The following is an 18,794-nucleotide window of genomic DNA, read 5'->3' on the forward strand; positions in this document are numbered from 1 at the left end:
TAAAAAGGCTATTATTATCTATGATAATACCCTAATAAACGTTCCATTCCAAAAGTAGTGCTGGGGAATTGGGTTTTTGACAGGTAAAATTGCTTATCCGCAAGTTGGGGCGCTTTATCCGCAAGTTAGAGCTTCTTATACACAAGTTAACTCACTCCATACCCAAGTTAGAGCGCCCTATCCGCAAGTTGGCTCCACCCTATCTACCAGTACCCCCACTCAAAACCAAAAAACCCTCCCCTCCAAATGGAGAGAAGGATTCAACCACTACAATCATTATTTTTGCGAACTTGTAAATTGTTCGGCCTCAGTCGAACCCTTCAACGCTGTCGTTGAAGAAGTTCCACCTGTAATCACCATCGATACCTGGTCAAAGTAACCTGTACCGACCTCACGCTGGTGGCGTGTTGCTGTATAGCCGTATTGCTCGCTGTCGAACTCCGCTTGCTGCAATTCGGAGTATGCGGCCATGCCGCGCTCTTTGTAGCCGCGGGCAAGCTCGAACATGCCGTGATTTAATGCGTGGAAACCAGCTAAGGTAACGAATTGGAACTTGTAGCCCATTTTACCAAGTTCATCTTGGAATTTCGCAATCGTTTCTTGGTCAAGCTTCTTCTTCCAGTTGAAGGAAGGTGAGCAGTTATAAGCCAACAATTTGCCAGGAAATTGCTCATGAATCGCTTCAGCAAATTGTCTTGCTTCGTCAATATTTGGCTCGGAAGTTTCACACCAAATCAGGTCGGCATATGGTGCATAGGCTAACCCGCGGGCAATTGCCTGCTCAATCCCTGCGTTAACCCGGAAAAATCCCTCTCCAGTCCGCTCGCCCGTTAAAAACGGAGCATCATTCATATCGATATCACTTGTGATCAAATCAGCGGCATTGGCATCCGTCCGGGCAACTAGCACGGTTGGAACGCCCATTACGTCGGCAGCTAATCGAGCCGCAATTAAATTCCGTACCGCTGTTTGTGTGGGCAGCAATACTTTACCGCCTAAGTGACCGCATTTTTTCTCAGAAGAAAGCTGATCTTCAAAGTGGACGCCTGCAGCGCCGGCTTCAATCATGCCCTTCATCAATTCGAAACAGTTTAACTGACCGCCAAAACCGGCTTCCGCATCGGCGACAATTGGTGCGAACCAATCAATCGAGTCGTCTCCCTCGGAATGGGTGATTTGGTCGGCACGCTGAAGGGCCTGATTAATTCGTTTTACCACACTTGGTACACTGTTGGCAGGGTACAAGCTTTGGTCAGGGTACATATGTCCTGAAAGGTTGGCATCGGCTGCAACCTGCCAGCCGCTTAAGTAAATGGCTTTTAGCCCCGCTTTTACTTGCTGCACGGCTTGATTCCCTGTTAATGCACCCAAGGCATTGACATAATCCTCCTCTTTAAGCAGCTTCCAAAGCTTTTCTGACCCTTTTCGAGCCAAAGTATGTTCAATATCAATCGAACCGCGCAGTTTAATTACATCCTCGGCTGTGTACGGTCTAGTAATCCCATTCCAACGCTTATCTAATTCCCAGCCTTCCTGCAATTCCGTTACTCTTACATCTGTCATTTTCAAATTCCTCCTATCAATCTATTAAGGTATTTTTTATCCCGCATTAACGGGCAGTAAGAACCCTACTTCAATACTTTGAGGTCCAAAAAGGATAAGTGGGGATCAACTGCCCGTAAAAGCCCGATTGGTTCAACTAACAATCTGTGGGGGATGGAACCTCCCCACTGATTGAAGTTTCACCTTACAATTGCTCATATCCAGGCAAAGTTAAAAAGTCAACAAACTCATCATTTAAAATAAGGCCATCAAACAGCACAACCGCCTCATCAAATCGACCGCCTTCAAACGCATCAGGGCCGATTTCCTGCTTAATCCTTTCCAATTCCTCAACCTTTAGCTGCTCATACATTTCCACAGTTACCTTCCTGCCGTCCTTTAAAACACCTTTCGGATGGCGAATCCATTGCCAAAGCTGGGCCCGTGAAATCTCGGCTGTTGCCGCATCCTCCATTAAATTGTAAATGGGCGCGGCCCCTTTTCCAGATAACCAAGAAGCCACATATTGAATGCCGACATTGATATTCGTGCGGACACCTTCTTCTGTTATCGTTCCGCCTGGTACTTCCAGTAAATCTTGGGCTGTAATCGTAACCTTTTGTTGTTTTTCTGTGTGAATCTGATTTGGCGTCGGCATTTCGCGATTGAATGCGTCCATTGCCACCGGGACAAGTCCTGGGTGCGCGACCCACGTACCATCGTGACCGTCGCGTGCCTCGCGCTCTTTATCAGCACGAACCTTTGCGAAGGCCTCATCATTTGCCTGTGGATTATTTTTCACCGGAATTTGTGCGGCCATTCCGCCCATGGCCGGTGCCCTGCGACGGTGGCATGTTTGAATTGTCAATAACGAATACGAGCGCATAAACGGCGAAGTCATCGTTACTTGAGACCGATCTGGAAGAATAACATCCTCTTGATTGCGAAGCTTTTTAATGAAACTGAAAATATAATCCCATCGGCCACAGTTCAATCCGGCTGAGTGCTCCTTTAACTCATAAAGAATCTCATCCATTTCAAATGCCGCCATGATTGTTTCGATTAATACCGTTGCTTTGATGGTTCCTTGAGCGACCCCTAGCTTTTCTTGTGCAAAAACAAAGACATCATTCCAAAGTCGTGCTTCTAAATGACTTTCGAGCTTTGGCAGGTAAAAGTAAGGGCCAGAACCCATTAAAAGCAAATTTTTTACATTATGGAAAAAGTACATTCCGAAATCGAAAAGGCTTCCTGAAATGGGCTTGCCATCTAATAGCACATGTTTTTCTTCCAAATGTAGTCCGCGTGGCCTTGGGATCAGCACCGCCGTTTCTTCCTTTAATTCATATTTCTTTCCATTAGGGTTTTCATAGAAAATAGTCCGTTTTACTGCATCTCTTAAGTTGATTTGTCCTTCGACGGCATTTTCCCAAGTTGGTGAGGTAGCATCCTCAAAATCAGCCATAAACAATTTTGCTCCAGAATTCAACGCATTAATGACCATTTTACGGTCTGTCGGCCCGGTAATCTCTACCCGGCGATCCTCAAGGTCTTTTGGCAGTGGCGCAATTGTCCAGTCACCAGTACGAATATGCTTCGTTTCTGGAAGGAAATCTGGCAGTTTTCCATTATCAATTTCCTGTTGGCGTTTTTGCCTGTACTGTAACAGTTCCACTCTTCTTGCACCAAAATTTTGCTCTAACTCTTCAATAAAATTTAAAGCCTCTGGGGTTAAAATCTCATCATACTGGGCTTTCACAGCCCCAACCACTTCAATACCTGTCGTTTGCGTCGACATGAACTAAATCACCTCTTTGTTATAATACAGTAACTGTCTTCGTTTTGTATTATATAACACACTTTTCAAAAATGGAACTACTTTTCTGAAAATTTTATAAAAATAGGTAAAATTACCCTATACCATACCAAATCCTTTTGAAACTATTCAAGGAGATACTTGTAAAATGATTGGTGCAGTCGTTAAAATTTCCTATATAATGGGGATATTGGAGGCATTTTATGATTTCAACTGTTATGGAAATGAATGAACATTTTGCGCGGCAGATATTAAATTGGGAATACGAGGAACCCTATGATCTCTATAGCAATGAGTTTAGTATGGAGGCATTAGAGGAATTGCTTGATAACCCTTATTTCGCGATCATCGATAATCGGGGAGAATTAATTGGATTTTTCTGCATTGGCAAGTCTGCACAAGTACCGATCGGCACCTATTTTGGTGCATACGAACAGACTCACATTGATATCGGAATTGGCCTGAAGCCGGAGCTTACCGGTAAAGGTCTGGGTTCTTCATTTTTTTCATTCATTCTTAGTTACATTGAAGAGATGTCTGGCAGGATCTCTCTCCGCTTAACCGTAGCAAAGTTTAATTCTCGGGCTATTCACCTTTATGAAAAACTTGGGTTTACAAAGAAAATGGAATTTAATATCGAGGATCTTGAGTTTATGACAATGGTTAAAGAACCTCGGTAAACCTTCAACGTTTGAAAAAAATCATAGTAAAAAGCGGATACCAGCAATTAGGGAATCCGCTTTATATCATCTTTTCGTATAAATGCTGAAATTCTTCCTCCCGATTCTCACAATGTAAAAAATCCGGATTAACAATCGCTGTTAATAGTTTTCTTTTTAAAGAGGCGTCTGTCACTTCTTTAAGAATCCATTGCCGTTTTGAAAAAAGGAATTCAAGATAATCCTCATATTCCACATCAAACTGCTGCTCCAGCTGCTCGCGAATTTTGCCGGCTAAAGTCGGACTCGCTCCACAAGTGGATATGGCAATGCTTAAACGACCTCGGTTAAGATGGGCGGGGACATGGAAGTCCGATTCCTCCGGGTTATCTGCCATCGTTACAAGTTGGTGGCGCCCCGCTGAATCTTTCACTTGCTGGTTTAATTGTTTATCATTTGTTGCCGCAAAAATCAACACCGCATCTTTCAAATCATCCTTCGAAAACGACCGTTGCTGCCAGTTAATTTCACCCTTACTCGCAAGCTTTTTCATTTCATCGGTAGCTTCAGGGCTGATCACGGTGACTCTGGCACCAGTACCAATTATACCGCTTACCTTCCTCTCAGCAACCTTGCCGCCGCCAACGACCACTACTTTTTTCCCTTCGAGCTGCAGCGTAATCGGATAATTTCCCTTCATATTCTCGCGCCTCACCTGCCCTTTTTTGTATAAGCGGTATCAACCTTGCATCGAATCCAACTTGGTGACAAAAGATAATATCTCCGCTCGCCCCATCTAACTCTTTCTTCATTTTGACGGTATACCCACCAGAAAACAAGAAGTAAGGAAGAATATAAACCTTCTTATCCACGAACTTTGCTGCCATATCATGATAGAAAACCGGTGTAGTGACATAGGAAGTATGAACCTGTTGACCAATTTTCTCCGCCATCCGCTGTGCTAGTTTTTCAAATTCAACTGCTGCTGCTGGCTCACGGCTTCCGTGCCCAACAAGCAGTACCGCCTCACTTTCCCGTTTTTCAAAACCAGCTGCAGTTAACCGGGCACCAAGAATTTCTACCATCATTTCATCGGCGCCGAGCGGTTTCCCATAGCGGAATACAATATCAGGATAGCTTTTGCATTGAGCAGGAATATCTTTATTTGCGTGGATACCAGGCAATAGAAAAACAGGGACAACCGTGATTTCACTTGCCCCTTGTTTGATACACGTTTCGACCGCCTGAGCGATGGATGGCTCGGCATGTTCAAGGAATCCAAAGGCTTGAATCACGGCTGTAGACGGCTGCATTACTTTTTTAATAAAAGAAATAAACTTCTCGTTTGCCTCGGCCCGCCTGCTTCCATGTCCAATATAAATAGTCGCCTTCATGTCTGGACTTCCTCAACCGGCCGCCCTGCCATGTAAGCAAGCAAAGCTTGTTTCGTTGCCTTTTCCGGCATTCCATTTGACGGAAGACCAGCGCTAATCAAGGCATTTCTTGTTTGTCTTCCCATACTAATGACCTGCAAATCTTTTAAAAGCGCCAACGCCTCAATGCCGCATTCCTTCAACCCTTCAATAAATGGCTCAACAGAAGCTCGGCATGGGAATACCATCGTATTGACGTCTGCTTCATCCAGCATTCCTTTAAAAATCGGCAGGTACTGCTGGTCCAGCTCATTTTTACTAGTTATCAAAATATCAGCATGCGGGTAGTTATGTTTCAAAATGCTATTATCGCCGACAATCAGCCGTTTTCCTTCCTTGGACATTTCGTCAACCAATCTAGGAATAAAACCGTATTCTTGTAAAGCATGAATGGTTCTGATAGAAACCCCGAAAACATCCGCCGTTATTTGCCGGATGTCAACGCGGATCTCCCTCAAAAGCTTAAAAAATTCAGCGGCACTTTCAGGTGATGTGAACAAAATGTCTTTATAGCTTGAGAGATTATCCAGCTGATTTTGCTCAACCGGTACAGGGACACTTTTCCACTTTGGAAATTCAATCACGTCTGCACCTTGGCCCATTAATTCCTTCGCTAATTCGCTTGGACCGACACCGGTACGGGCAAGCAGAATTTGCCGGCCATAAAGCGGCTTACTCTCGAACCAGCTGATTTTTTCCCGAAGAGCGATGACTTCTCCGACAAGAATGATGGCGGGATTGCTGAACTTCGTCTCCAAGGCCTTCGCTGAAATATTGGCCAGCGTACCCTGTAATGTCTTTTGGCGGCCAAATGTACCCCATTGAATCAAAATAACCGGTGTGGACGCTGATTTACCATGGTTGATGAGATTTTCACAAATAAACGGTAAATTGCCAACCCCCATGTAAAAAGCGATTGTATCAACGCCGCGGGCAAGGCCTTTCCAGTCGAGCATTGGCTTGCCCTCTTCAGATTTATCATGGGCGGTGACGACCGCAAAGGATTCTGCATATTCCCGATGGGTAACAGGGATACCAGCATAAAGGGGGGCTGCAATCCCCGATGAAATGCCAGGAACGATTTCAAAAGGGATTTGGTATTGGGCCAGGGCTGCCGCCTCTTCACCAACACGACCGAAAACGCCAGGATCGCCGCCTTTTAAACGGATAACCCTTTTGCCTCCAAGTGCCTTTTCCACTAAAAGATCATTGATGTTCTCCTGACGCAAAATATGGCGGTCAGGCAATTTGCCACAGTAAATTAGCTCACAATCTGCCGGGGCAAATTCCAATAGTTTTGGATTGGCAAGTCTATCATATAAAATGACTTCCGCTTGCTTAATGGCTTCCAATCCTTTTACGGTGATTAAACCAACATCCCCCGGCCCCGCTCCGACTAAAAATACTTTACCTGTTTTCATCCTGCAGCCTTCCTTCCCTGTTGTTGTGCTATAAAGATGGTTATTTTTTTAGATTCGCTGATAAACATGATAGATTCGCTGATAAAACGAAATATTCGCTGATAACTCATTCAAATTCGCTGATAAAACTTGTAAAACCCCGATAAAATATTTTTTGGGTTTAAAATGCCGCTTTGCGGCTACAAATTCTAAAAAACAACCCTTATAGCACGATAAAAATGATATCTTCTTCTCTATCTACCTTAAATGTCCTTACTTGGCCCTCATCAGGTGCCTGAACCCTACCATCTACCAATGATATTTTCCAATCATAGACAGGACAATAAACATATTCGCCGCTGACAAGTCCTTCGGAAAGGACACCACCCTTTGGATGGGGGCTGCGATTTTCAAGCGCATAAACCTCGCCGTTTGATATTTTAAAAAGAGCTATTTCTTTGTCATCAATTTTAATAGAATAGCCAGCTCTGGCCTTTAAATTCGAATAGTGTGCTACTGGTATGCGTGTTAGCGTTTCAATCATTTGAATCACTCCCCGACCTTAATGGTGTGTTTTGCATAATATTTATCTTGGATTTCTTCACTTTGAATCGCTTCATTCCATGGTTCAATATACTTTTTCAATGTTTGATCCATCCGCTCGTTTAAAGCTTTGCGGGTTTCCCCATTGGAAAGGACTTCCCGTACATGGTCCAAACCAACACGATCCACCCATTTAGAGGTCCGCTCCAAGTAATTCGCTGTTTCACGGTAGTATTGCAGGTAAGCACCGGTCATTTCCATCACCTCTTCCTGTGACTTCACCGTACACAATAAATCGCCAGGGCGAAGGTCGACACCGCCGTTACCTGCCACATAAATCTCCCAGCCGCCATCAATTCCAACGAAGCCAATATCCTTAATTCCCGCTTCAGAGCAGTTCCTTGGGCAAGCAGATACACCCATTTTTACTTTATGTGGGGTATCAAGCCGTTCAAATTTCTTCTCCAGTTCAATTCCGAGTGCCATTGAATCCTGTGTACCATAGCGGCAGAACTGGGCACCGACGCAAGTTTTTACCGTGCGGAGCGTTTTTCCGTAAGCATAACCTGATGGCATATCCAGCTCTTCCCACATCCGTGGCAGGTCTTCCTTTTTCACACCGAACAATCCAATCCGCTGGCCGCCAGTTAATTTTACCAATGGAACATCATACTTTTCGGCGACTTCGGCAATCCTTTTCAAATCTGCCGCTGTTGTGACCCCGCCGTACATCCTCGGCACAACCGAATATGTTCCGTCCTTCTGGATATTAGCATGTATTTTTTCATTGACGAGACGGGAATCACGATCATCCTTGTATTGATCCATATGAACCATACCAAGATAGTAGTTAATCGCCGGACGACATTTCGTGCAGCCTTCTGACATGTTCCAATCCAGGACATTCATGACCTCTTTCACACTTGTTAAACCTTTTGCCTTGATTTCAGCGACCACCTCGTCACGGCTTAAAGTCGTACAACCGCAAAGGCTTGTTTTCTGGGCTGCTGCTGCATCAAATTGGTCACCAAGTGTGTAAGCAAGAATACTGCTAACCATCGGTTTACAGCGTCCGCAAGAACGTCCGGCATTTGTGCAATGACTTACTTGGTCCAGCGTTGTTAGACCTTGTGTCTGGATTGCCTCGACAATCGTGCCTTTTGTGACACCATTACAGCCGCAAATAAGTTCATCATTTGGCATCGGAGCAATATCGCTACTGTCCCCTGTTCCACAGTCTGTTTGAAAAATTGCTTTCCCGCTGATGTCTTCCTTTTTCGTCAGCATCCGGTACAGCTTCGTGCTATCTTTTGTATCGCCATAAAGCACAATGCCAACAATCAGGTTATTTCTTGTTAAAACCCTTTTATAGATACCGTCATATTCGTTGTAAACCATGATGGCTTTTGTTGAACCATCTTCGAAAATTTCTCCTGCTGAGAACAGGTCAACGCCAGCTACCTTAAGCTGCGTTCCGGCAACCGAGCCATGATACGGTTCTGCAACCGTACCGCAAATACGATTTGCAAGCACTTTTCCTTGTTCATATAATGGCGCAACTAAACCGTAGACTATTTCCCTATGCTCAGCACATTCTCCCACTGCATAAACATGGGGTACACTGGTTTCCATAAAATCATTGACAACAATGCCGCGGTTTACATAAATTCCACTGCCTTTAGCCACTTCTATGTTGGATTTAATCCCAATGGCCATCACAACAAGATCTGCCTCGACTTCTGAGCCATCTTTAAAGCGAAGTCCTCTGACGCGATTGTCTCCTAGGATTTCGACGGTTTCTTTTTCCATGAAAAAATTCATACCCTGTGATTCTAGTTCAGCTTTTAACAGCGACGAAGCAATCGGATCCAACTGCCGTTCCATAAGGTTAGGCATAAGGTGAACAACATCTACTTTCATCCCAAGGTTCAGCAATCCTCTTGCCGCTTCAAGACCAAGGAGCCCGCCGCCGATGACCACTGCCTTTTTATGGTGTTCCGCTGATTTGATCATCATTTCACAATCCTTAATATCACGAAATCCGGTCACACCAATTTTGTCTGCGCCTGGAATGGGCAGGATAAAGGAATTTGAGCCGGTGGCAATGATCAATTCATCATAGTCGACTTCACGGCCTTGATCACTAATCACACGTTTTGCGTCCACATCAATTTTAACCACTGCTTCGCCTGTAAATAATTGAATCTGATTTTCTTGATACCAATCTAGCGGGTTAATAATGATATCATCAAAGTTTGTTTCGCCTTGGAGGATATTTGATAATTTAATCCGGTTATAGTTTGGATATGGTTCTTGTCCAAAAATAGTCATCTCAAATGGCTCCGGGGACACTTTAAGAATTTCTTCAATCGTTCTGACTCCAGCCATTCCGTTTCCAATCATCACTAATTTTTTCATCTTAGGTCGCTCCCTATTTGTTTAATCATAAATTATTATGTTTATCTCTATAGCTATATTGTAATTTCCCTGATGAGATAAATTTGTGAGGTACGTCACATCTTGTTGTGCATTTGTGAATCATTTCACATTATTGTCATAAAGCGTAACAGCATAGATAATTAGATAAATTGGAATAATCTAACACGTTTGAGGTGTTAAATGACGAAACATACCATTTATAAAAACGAAGAAGGAAAACAGGCTATTCTTGGTTTCTATGAAAAATATTTAGAAGAACTAGAGGTTACTATTGAAAGAACTTTTGTGGAAACTTCCTACGGGAAGACGCATGTATTAGTAATGGGACCAAAGGAAGGAAAGCCAATCTTTATTTTTCAAGGTGGAAATTGTATTAATCCGATGACATTATCGTGGTTCAAGCCCCTTTTTGAAAACTACCGAATATATGCACCAGACACGATTGGACATCCTGGGTTTAGTGACGAGAATCGAATTTCTGCGAAGGATGAGAGTTTTGCATGCTGGATTTCTGAATTAATGAAGCATTTCTATGTTGATAAATCGGCCTTTGTAGGACCTTCTTACGGTGCTGGAATCATCCTAAGGTTGGCGGCCTTTTCCCCAGAAAAAATTGCTTGTTCCATTTTAATATCACCTGCTGGAATTCAACTTGGTTCTAAATTAGAAATGATTAGGAAAATTCTTGTTCCTTTACTAATTTATAAAATCAATGATTCAAGGGAGCAAATTAATAAAATTGCAGATATAATGTCTGATTCTAGTATGAAAGAACTAGATAAGGAAATCCTTGCTAGTATTTTTAAATATGTCAAACTTGAACAGAAAATGCCGAAATTAACTAAAAAAAGGGAATTAGAAAACTACACCTCGCCGACGATGGTTATCACTGGTCATAAGGACGTTTTTTTTCCAGAGAAAAGAATTTACAAAGCGGCAAAGGAAATCATCCCCAACCTAACGAACTATGAAGTTTTCGATATGGGGCATTTTCCCGATGAAGACTTTTTAGGGGAAATTAATCAAATAGTTATGGACTTTCTTAGATTGCATTACTAATCCCGGTGGAGAAGGCAGTAAAAGACATGCCTGTTAAAAATACATTGCCCCAAATAAATGTTAGAAGAGGGTGTCATTTGGACACCCTCTTTTCGTCACGCAGTCTGTTTATCTTTATTTTGTTGAGTGATTGGCTTTACCAGTCCATTAACCACCGGGACAAGAACACCAACTATTGCTACAGGCACGAGCTCCCACATTACCAATGGCGGTGTGATCAGAATCCCGGACTTGTGTATCGCAAACAAGGCAAGGAAGTAAGCCATGCTTCCCACAAGCCCAGCCAGCCATTTAGTTTTTCTAAACAATAAAAAGGCTAGTGGAATTAATAAAAGCGTAATCGGAACATAGGACGTTGGATAACCGACCGCTGAGAAAATGCCTTTACCAACAAAACGTAACAGGATATAAAGAAGCGTTGCCGTGACAGGAATCGTAACATCGCGGCAAATTCGAATGATTAGCACCGTTAGTAACCCGATAAACAGCACGGAATAGATTGGATAAACCCATTCTGGAATGCCTCCAAAAATTTGTGAGGCAGGATCTGAGATTAGGTCCAAAATTTCTTTTGAGGCAATCGATTTCCCATGAATGTACTGATTATAGGAAATCGCTCCGTTTTCCTGTTGCATATTTGGGAACATGAAGCATTCGAGCAGGAACATTGCAAACCATGTATGCATCGACTTCCAGGTCGGCTTTGTCTCCCGGGTATAGAGGAAATAGCCGCGCCAGACTCCAAAAATCATAATGTCCGTTGCAATATAGTAAATAAAATGGGTTGGACTCCAGGTTGTTAAATCAATCCCATAGGCGATATGGTAGGTAAAGTCTAACGGAATTCCAATTAGGAATAGCACATAACCGATTGTGATTAGATTTCTTGAAAATCGTTCCATATACTGTTTACGCCGCCACTCTTGAAATAACAAAACCGCACCTAGGGCAAAACCAAGCGTATTAACAATATGGGGAATTGAATATTCCTCAAACAAATACTTAAAATGATACGAAGCATCCCAGGCAGACCCAATAAATTTTAACAAAAAGGCAAGTACCCATAAACGATAATATTTCAATGATATCATCCCCTCTCTAGCTATCCCAGTAAATCAAATATATCGCCAAATATGGCGATTAGGATATAATTAACGGCCAACGCAATTCCAAATGCTATTCCCATAATACGGGCATCTTTTTGTGTGAATAATTTGTACATAAAGATAATTCCAGAAGTGACAACAAAAACGTTACAAATTAAAAATGTCCAAAGTAAATTTTCACTGTGCGCTACTGCTGTAACGTGGAATAAATATAACGGTATCAAGGATCAATCCCTCCATGGATTGCTTTTTATTAATGTTAAGACGTTTCACTTTTGGTTTCCTTTATATTATGATTCTTTGAAGGACCTAAAATTAAACCCATTACATAATTTTCACCAACTGGATTTAATAGGCAAAAAAACTCTAATCTCTATTATAAACGAATGAACCTAGAAAGGTGACAATTTTTTTAAAATACTACTTCCATCATTTTTCCATCCTTTTCATTCAATGTAAGGCTTACTTCTTTACATACCCTCTGTAAATTGCATAAAATTTAAGGGAACCAACAAGCTAAAACATAAAAGGAAACCGGAAATACTGTTTTTGATTGAAAGGGGAATGACTTCTGAAACAATTAATCATTGTAATTTTTCTTCTCTCCACTGTCCTACTATCTGCCTGTAATTCGATAAAAGTCCCGAAATCGATGATGGATCATCAAATGAGTGCGACACCGACTGATGTCGTGCCGACGAAATCAGTTTGGAAAATGGCGGAGCATCCACAAGCAGGTGCAAAAACGCCAATCTCCATTCTTATTAAGGATAAATCCGATAAACCAATCGAATCATTTCAAACGGTTCATGAGAAAAAGATGCACTTATTTATTGTGAGTAAGGATTTAGCTTATTTTTCACATATTCACCCAACATATAAAGGAAAAGGGGAATTTGACATTACGACTACCTTCCCAGCCGGAGGGGATTATAAAATTATTGCTGATGTGACCCCAAAGGGCGGTGGGGATAGCAGTATAGAAAGTCACTGGGTTCATATTGAGGGAGAGCCGGCTAAGGAAGAACCTCTCGTTCCTGATAAAGAATTGACCAAAGTGGTGGATGGAAAAAAGGTTTCCCTCTCGTTTAGTCAACTTGCGGCAAATAAGACCCTGCATATGACATTTACAATTAAAGAGGCAAAAACGAATCAGCCCATCAACAATCTGCAGCCCTATTTAGGGGCAATGGGCCATACGGTTGCCATGAGTGCTGATGCCGAAAAATACCTGCACATCCACCCGATGGAAACCGCCGGGAATGGCCCGAATATTATCTTTATGACCATCTTCCCTGAACCCGGAATTTATAAAGTTTGGGGTCAGTTTAAACACCAGGGTAAGGTATTGACCGTTCCCTTTGTCATAGATGTACCGAATAAATAAGCAAAAAACCCCTACTACAGTTGAATAGGGGTTTTTGAATGCATAAATTAATACATTTCTTGAAGTCGGTGCCTGACACCCTTTGCGAATATTTGTCCGTGTGGGTTAGACAGTTAGGGGAACCCCCTCCTGCTTTTAAACATAAAGTCTACACTTCTCCAGAAGGTTTGACCGTCGGTGTATAGGCTGGTAGTGGAGTACCAAAATTAGGGGTACCATCTGGTTTCCAATTGATTTTTTGAACCCTTGGATTCCGAAGCCTTCCCAGACCATGGTCCCCTTCAGTCTCCGAAAACGAAAATGCATGGTAGACGATCCAGTCCTCAGTTCCGTCTGGGGATTGAGTAAAGCTATTATGCCCAGGGGAAAATACTCGGTTTTTTACACTTTTCGAGAAAACTGGTCCTGGATGCTTTGCCCAAGAATCAGGATCAAGAAGATTAGCCGTTTCACATGCTGTAAGCATCCCTAAGCAATAGTCATCAGACCATGTTGCACTTGCAGAAAAAACCAGAAAAACTTTACCGTTCCGTTTTAGAATTATAGGACCTTCATTTATTGCCATTCCACCTTGTTTCTCCCATTCATCCGACGGAGCCGATATTAATATGTTTTCACCATTTAGTGTCCACGGGTTTTCCATTTTTGCAATGTAAAGTGCTGATCCATAATCCGGAAAATATCCATATCCTGAGTATAGAAAATATAATTCATTCTTATGCTGAAGAACGGTTCCATCTAAACCAGGATGCTCGGTATTCACCACACCCCTGAAATGCCACTTGCCCAGCAATGGATTGGGTGAAGAATTTTCAAGGACAAAGATATGCCGAGTGTCATCTCCACCACCATCATTGGCAGTAAAATAAATGAACCATTTTCCGTTAATATAGTGTATTTCAGGTGCCCAAATATTGTGGCTATATGGACCTTCTGCTGGAGGTGACCATATTATTTTTTTCTCTGTTGTCGAAATTCCCGTTATGGTCCGACTCTTCCAAATTGCTATATGATTAGATAAAGTAATGGTTAAATAATAGTAGCCGTCTGTATGTTTATAAATATAAGGATCTGGACCACTTTCAAGCAGGGGATTCATAAACATTTCATTATTTTGACTCGTAATGATGTTGTGGGTTTGTGTTTCCATTATTAGCACCACCATATTGGATTATAACGACTATCTTTGACTTGATTTTATCGTTAAGGACAAAACGCTACTCATTTTTTAAAAAAGGTAGACGATTTACTTTTTTGTTGAAATTTTATAATCTTTTTAATTCCCTTAGTAATCTATCTACATCTGACAATAATTCTTCCTTTGCACGTTTAGATACATGATCTCCATTTGCTTTATCAAGAAATTCTTGAAAATCATTTAGATGTTTTAAGGATTGTTCAATATGGCCTTTTTCCATATGATGTTGTGACTGTTCTAGTTTATTGCTTAATTGTTTATATAAACTGTGATTTATTTCTCCAGAAACATTGTATTTATCAAGCAATTTCATAATTGTTTTGTGACTTGTTTCTATTGGTTTCACATGAAAATTATCAAATCTCGTAAAATTATAGTTTGATCTGAGTCCTACTTTTCCCTGTGTAAATGCTGTGCTGCTGTTGTCTGTAAAATCTATTTTAGGCGTTTCCATATCTCCAACAAATATCTTTATATTGGTTCCTTTTGCAACAACTTTCATATGCTGCCATGTATTTAGGGGAGCACTGATTTTTGCACCTTTTAAGTACGACCAATTATAATTAAATTTCCCTAAATGAACACCATCTTTATTGATATATGCTAGATAACCTTGCATAAAATCGGGATTATTTTGATTGAGTTCAATGCCATTGGCTGGATTATTTACTCTAAAAATTAAACCACCGTCACCTGTCCCGGCGCCAATATTAATATCAGCTTCAACTGTATAATCCTTCCATTTACTATCTCCGATTACAGATTTCGCAAAGGTACCTGGTGCTGCAGAATATTCTCCTTCAGTTGCCGGTGGTCCTTCCCCCTTATCTAAAGTAAAATTAATACTTCTAAAGTCAAATTCACCCTTTACCATTTCCGCCTTAATCGTATGTTTGCCAGCGGGTAAAGAGACATTTTCTTTAATGACACTTTCCCAGTTATCCCAGCCTCCTGTTTTTTGCACATCTATGATACCTGTTAAATCAACAGTATCATCAAGCCAAAGCCTAATTTGACTTCCTTCTAAATCCGTTGCAACTCGTATATCTACTTGATACTTATCCTCTTTTTCAATATCGACATTGTATTTTAACCATTCTCCTGCTTGATTCCAGCCAACATTATAACCGCCCTCTGGATTTAAGCGAATATCTACAGAATCTCTCCTATATTGACCACCAATATTTTCAGGAGACTGATCATGATAACCAATACCTTCTCCACCTGTAATATAGTCAGCCGCCATTATTTTTCCTGGCAGCTTCTTATGATTGTCAAACCTGTGAAGTGTAAATCTAGAAATATCAAATTCTCCTTGTAGGGTTACTAGCTTTAATGTGTGTTTTCCAGCTGGTAATGAAATGTCCTTTAAAGAAGTGTTTTTCCAGTTATCCCGATCACCTGTATTTGGTATGTCTATTTCTCCTGTTAAATCAGTTTTATCATCTAAAAGGAGCTTTACTTTTCCGCCATCTTGGGTTGCAGATGTAAGTATATCTAAACCATATGCTCCTTCTTCCTCGATGTTTACGTCATATGCCAGCCATTCATCTGGTTGATTGGAAGTAACAGCGTAACCACCTTCTGAATTCACTCGGATATCTACAGAATCGTCTCGGTATTTTCCGCCACTATTCCCTGCAGTATTATCGTGGTAACCTGCACCTTCACCACCAAGATTGTAATCTGCGGCTTCAATGATTCCAGGAACCGGTTTATGAATATCAAACGACGTAAAATCAAGACTAGTAAAATCAAATTCTCCTTCTACTATCTCAACCTTAATCGTATGGTCACCCTCCGGCAATGTTATTCCTTCTTTCCTAACAGGCTGCCAATTATTCCAATCACCTGTGTTAGGAACATCCAACACACCGGTTAAATCGGTCTCGTCATCTAACCATAAACGAACTTTTGCCGATTTAAATGTTGTTGCCGCATTTAGTTGAACATTATAAAGACCTTTTTCTTTTATGGATACATTGTATTTAAACCATTCTCCTGTTTGATTCCATCCAACAGCAGTACCGCCTTTTGGATTGTTACGGATATCGACAGCATCTCCTCTTAATACTCCGCCTATATTTTTAGCTGTTGTTTCATGATAGGCCACCCCTTCACCGCCAGTTATATAGTAGGCAGCACCAATTGAACCAGATATAGGTTTGTGTGCATCAAAAGAGCTAGGTTTATTTGTTTTAACCGTCCAATATCCTTCTATTTCCTCCCAGCCTTCACTTTTTCCATCATTGAAATTGGAGGACATTTGAATTACTTCTTTATTTTTTTGGAAATTCATATTAGCTAAATCAAACGTTCCATCCTCAACGACTATTTTTAAAGTATGCTTGCCTTTTGGTAAATCAATACCCTCAATCGAAAATGTTTTCCACTCATCTGTTTTCGGAATATTTAATACACCAGTCAAATCAGTCGAGTCATCCAACACTAACTTTACTTGTGCATCATCACTTGATGCTGATACTCTTAGGTCTACATTGTAAGCAGCATCTTCTGCAACATTGACATTGTAGTTGAACCATTCACCCGGTTTATTTAAGCTTACGTTATTTCCACCTTCAGAATTCACTTTAATATCAACAGTATCTCTTCTATATAGATCACCGGTATTCTCTACAGTTGTATCATGAAAACCTGCTCCTTCACCGCCTGTATTATAATGAACGGCCTCGATCTTTCCTGGTAAAGGTTTGTAAGCATTGAATACATTGCTTCCGTTTACTTTATTGCTAAATGCAGTGTAGGCAAATGCAGCATGAAAATTAGATGTTGTATATCCAATTTTCCCTCCATTCAGCCCAGCAATTACACGAGTTTGCTTTTGCATTCCATCTACAAAAATCTTAAAGGCTGAAGAAGACTTTTCTACTCGTATTTGGTGAAGCTTCGAATAATCATACCCTACTGGTAAATCCGTTGCTTCTGTGCCTTGTTTTACTCCATTTACAATAAAAAAGGTTTCTAATTGATTTTTCTTGGGACTTAATACCGCTAAGCCGTAGTTATTTTCATCCTTATAAGAGAAAACAGCACCTAATTGCGGATTACCTTTCGATCCTTGTTCAATAGCTTTCATATTGAATTCTGCAGTGTAGTCTGAGGCAGTGGATGCCTTTGTCAATTGTTTAAATGGATTGGTATTATCGATTGTCGTTTGTTGAAGCCACCCTGACATATCCGAAGCAATACCCCAGCTTCCCCCATTTATATTTTCCCAATTCTTATCAAGCGATGATTGGGTGAACCGCTCACTAAAATCAGGTAAGTCCGGGTTAGGCTGTTCTGTAGTAGTTGGACCAAGAACGAGCATTTTTTCACCATTCCAAGCGATTCGGTCTAGATTCATATATCTTCCTGGATTTGCATGACTGTGGTACACCATATACTCAGAGTCAAGGTCTGGCCCTCGAACAATAGAATTATGCCCTAGTCCTACATTCGGTCCTTCTGAATTTAGTAAAATTGGATTTTGTGCAAGCAGTTGAGAAAAGCCAGAAATTGGACTATCACTGCTTGCATAGTCAACACGATACGCCTTGTTCCAAACGTGATTTCCTGTATAGGTCATATAATATTTATTATTTCTTTTCAAAACGGTTGGTCCTTCCGTCCAGCCATTCATTTCTGCACCAGTATTTGATACCTGACCAAAGGTATAGGGATCTGTCATTGGACGCGCATCAATTCTTTTATCTCCTGTACTGTAGAAATACCATTTTCCATCATCATCAATGAACACGTGTCCATCAATTCCCATGCCAAGGTTATCGGTTTGCTTCACAAAAGGACCTAATGGATTTGAGCTTTTGTACACATAATGCCCATGTCCCCCAGGTGATGTGTACATATAAAAATCACCATTCCAATAAACAACCTCAGGTGCATAGGCAGCCTTGGTTGTTGGTTCCTTCGTTACTAATCCACCGTACTCCCAATTAACTAAATCCTCTGACTTCCACGCTTTTACTCCACTTTTATCATCCACCGTACTAACATAAAGATAATAAATACCATTGTGTTTTAAAATATAGGGATCTCCTTCTCCATAAAACACTCCTGTATCCCATTTCCAAGAATCTGATAATTTAAAGGGGTTACTGTAGGCTAATGCTGATAATGGGATGGACATGAACAAACTGGTCGCAATTACCATAGAGATAAGCTTTTTCAGAAAAATCTCCTCCTTATTTT

At 41.3% G+C, this 18,794-nt stretch carries 14 protein-coding genes; 3 read left to right on the forward strand and 11 right to left on the reverse strand.

Annotation, left to right across the window (positions count from 1 at the left end):
• Positions 1-276: 276 nt before the first annotated feature.
• Positions 277-1,563 carry an isocitrate lyase gene (gene aceA, locus BSO02S_RS19515; protein WP_066071410.1) on the reverse strand — a complete coding sequence of 429 codons (1,287 nt, stop codon included), beginning with the start codon at positions 1,561-1,563 and terminating at the stop codon, positions 277-279.
• Positions 1,564-1,747: 184 nt separating this feature from the next.
• Entirely contained in the window at positions 1,748-3,340 is a 1,593-nt protein-coding gene (aceB, locus tag BSO02S_RS19520) for a malate synthase A (protein WP_066071413.1), read from the reverse strand.
• 221 nt (positions 3,341-3,561) lie between these two features.
• On the opposite strand from aceB, the gene BSO02S_RS19525 reads away from it, so the two are divergent.
• Entirely contained in the window at positions 3,562-4,038 is a 477-nt protein-coding gene (locus tag BSO02S_RS19525) for a GNAT family N-acetyltransferase (protein WP_066071420.1), read from the forward strand.
• Positions 4,039-4,099: 61 nt separating this feature from the next.
• On the opposite strand, the gene BSO02S_RS19530 is transcribed toward BSO02S_RS19525, so the two are convergent.
• The 5 genes from BSO02S_RS19530 to nirB all read right to left on the reverse strand — a co-directional run bounded on the left by BSO02S_RS19530 (position 4,100) and on the right by nirB (position 9,811).
• The gene (locus BSO02S_RS19530; RefSeq protein ID WP_066071421.1) at positions 4,100-4,717 is read right to left on the reverse strand and encodes an NAD(P)-binding protein; all 618 of its coding nucleotides are present in this window, start codon (positions 4,715-4,717) and stop codon (positions 4,100-4,102) included.
• A complete protein-coding gene (locus tag BSO02S_RS19535) occupies positions 4,641-5,411 on the reverse strand; it encodes a sirohydrochlorin chelatase (protein WP_066071424.1) in 771 nt (256 codons plus the stop codon). The genes BSO02S_RS19530 and BSO02S_RS19535 overlap by 77 nt, the downstream gene beginning before the upstream one ends.
• Positions 5,408-6,871, reverse strand: a complete 1,464-nt coding sequence (cobA, locus tag BSO02S_RS19540; protein ID WP_066071427.1) for a uroporphyrinogen-III C-methyltransferase — start codon at positions 6,869-6,871, stop codon at positions 5,408-5,410. The genes BSO02S_RS19535 and cobA overlap by 4 nt, the downstream gene beginning before the upstream one ends.
• A gap of 202 nt (positions 6,872-7,073) precedes the next feature.
• The gene (gene nirD, locus BSO02S_RS19545) at positions 7,074-7,394 is read right to left on the reverse strand and encodes a nitrite reductase small subunit NirD (RefSeq protein WP_066071430.1); all 321 of its coding nucleotides are present in this window, start codon (positions 7,392-7,394) and stop codon (positions 7,074-7,076) included.
• 5 nt (positions 7,395-7,399) lie between these two features.
• A complete protein-coding gene (gene nirB / locus BSO02S_RS19550) occupies positions 7,400-9,811 on the reverse strand; it encodes a nitrite reductase large subunit NirB (RefSeq protein ID WP_066071433.1) in 2,412 nt (803 codons plus the stop codon).
• Between the two features lie 201 nt (positions 9,812-10,012).
• Here nirB and BSO02S_RS19555 point away from each other — a divergent pair, with 201 nt between their 5' ends.
• Positions 10,013-10,891: an alpha/beta fold hydrolase gene (locus BSO02S_RS19555; RefSeq protein WP_066071436.1), complete on the forward strand. Its 879-nt coding sequence runs from the start codon at positions 10,013-10,015 to the stop codon at positions 10,889-10,891.
• A gap of 95 nt (positions 10,892-10,986) precedes the next feature.
• Here BSO02S_RS19555 and BSO02S_RS19560 read toward each other — a convergent pair whose 3' ends face one another.
• Both BSO02S_RS19560 and BSO02S_RS19565 read right to left on the reverse strand, forming a co-directional pair.
• Positions 10,987-11,973, reverse strand: a complete 987-nt coding sequence (locus BSO02S_RS19560) for a hypothetical protein (RefSeq protein WP_066071438.1) — start codon at positions 11,971-11,973, stop codon at positions 10,987-10,989.
• A gap of 20 nt (positions 11,974-11,993) precedes the next feature.
• Positions 11,994-12,221, reverse strand: coding sequence for a hypothetical protein (locus BSO02S_RS19565; RefSeq protein ID WP_066071442.1), 228 nt, complete (start codon positions 12,219-12,221; stop codon positions 11,994-11,996).
• A 428-nt stretch (positions 12,222-12,649) separates the two neighbouring features.
• On the opposite strand from BSO02S_RS19565, the gene BSO02S_RS19570 reads away from it, so the two are divergent.
• Positions 12,650-13,384: a DUF8832 domain-containing protein gene (locus tag BSO02S_RS19570; RefSeq protein WP_235846969.1), complete on the forward strand. Its 735-nt coding sequence runs from the start codon at positions 12,650-12,652 to the stop codon at positions 13,382-13,384.
• A gap of 148 nt (positions 13,385-13,532) precedes the next feature.
• Here the strand turns inward: BSO02S_RS19570 and BSO02S_RS19575 are convergent, their stop codons facing one another.
• A complete protein-coding gene (locus BSO02S_RS19575) occupies positions 13,533-14,534 on the reverse strand; it encodes a glycoside hydrolase family 43 protein (RefSeq protein ID WP_084375108.1) in 1,002 nt (333 codons plus the stop codon).
• Between the two features lie 115 nt (positions 14,535-14,649).
• The gene (locus BSO02S_RS19580) at positions 14,650-18,756 is read right to left on the reverse strand and encodes a carbohydrate-binding protein (RefSeq protein ID WP_066071446.1); all 4,107 of its coding nucleotides are present in this window, start codon (positions 18,754-18,756) and stop codon (positions 14,650-14,652) included.
• Positions 18,757-18,794 lie beyond the last annotated feature (38 nt).

The sequence above is a fragment of the Neobacillus soli NBRC 102451 genome, assembly GCF_001591665.1.
GTDB lineage: Bacteria > Bacillota > Bacilli > Bacillales > Cytobacillaceae > Neobacillus > Neobacillus soli.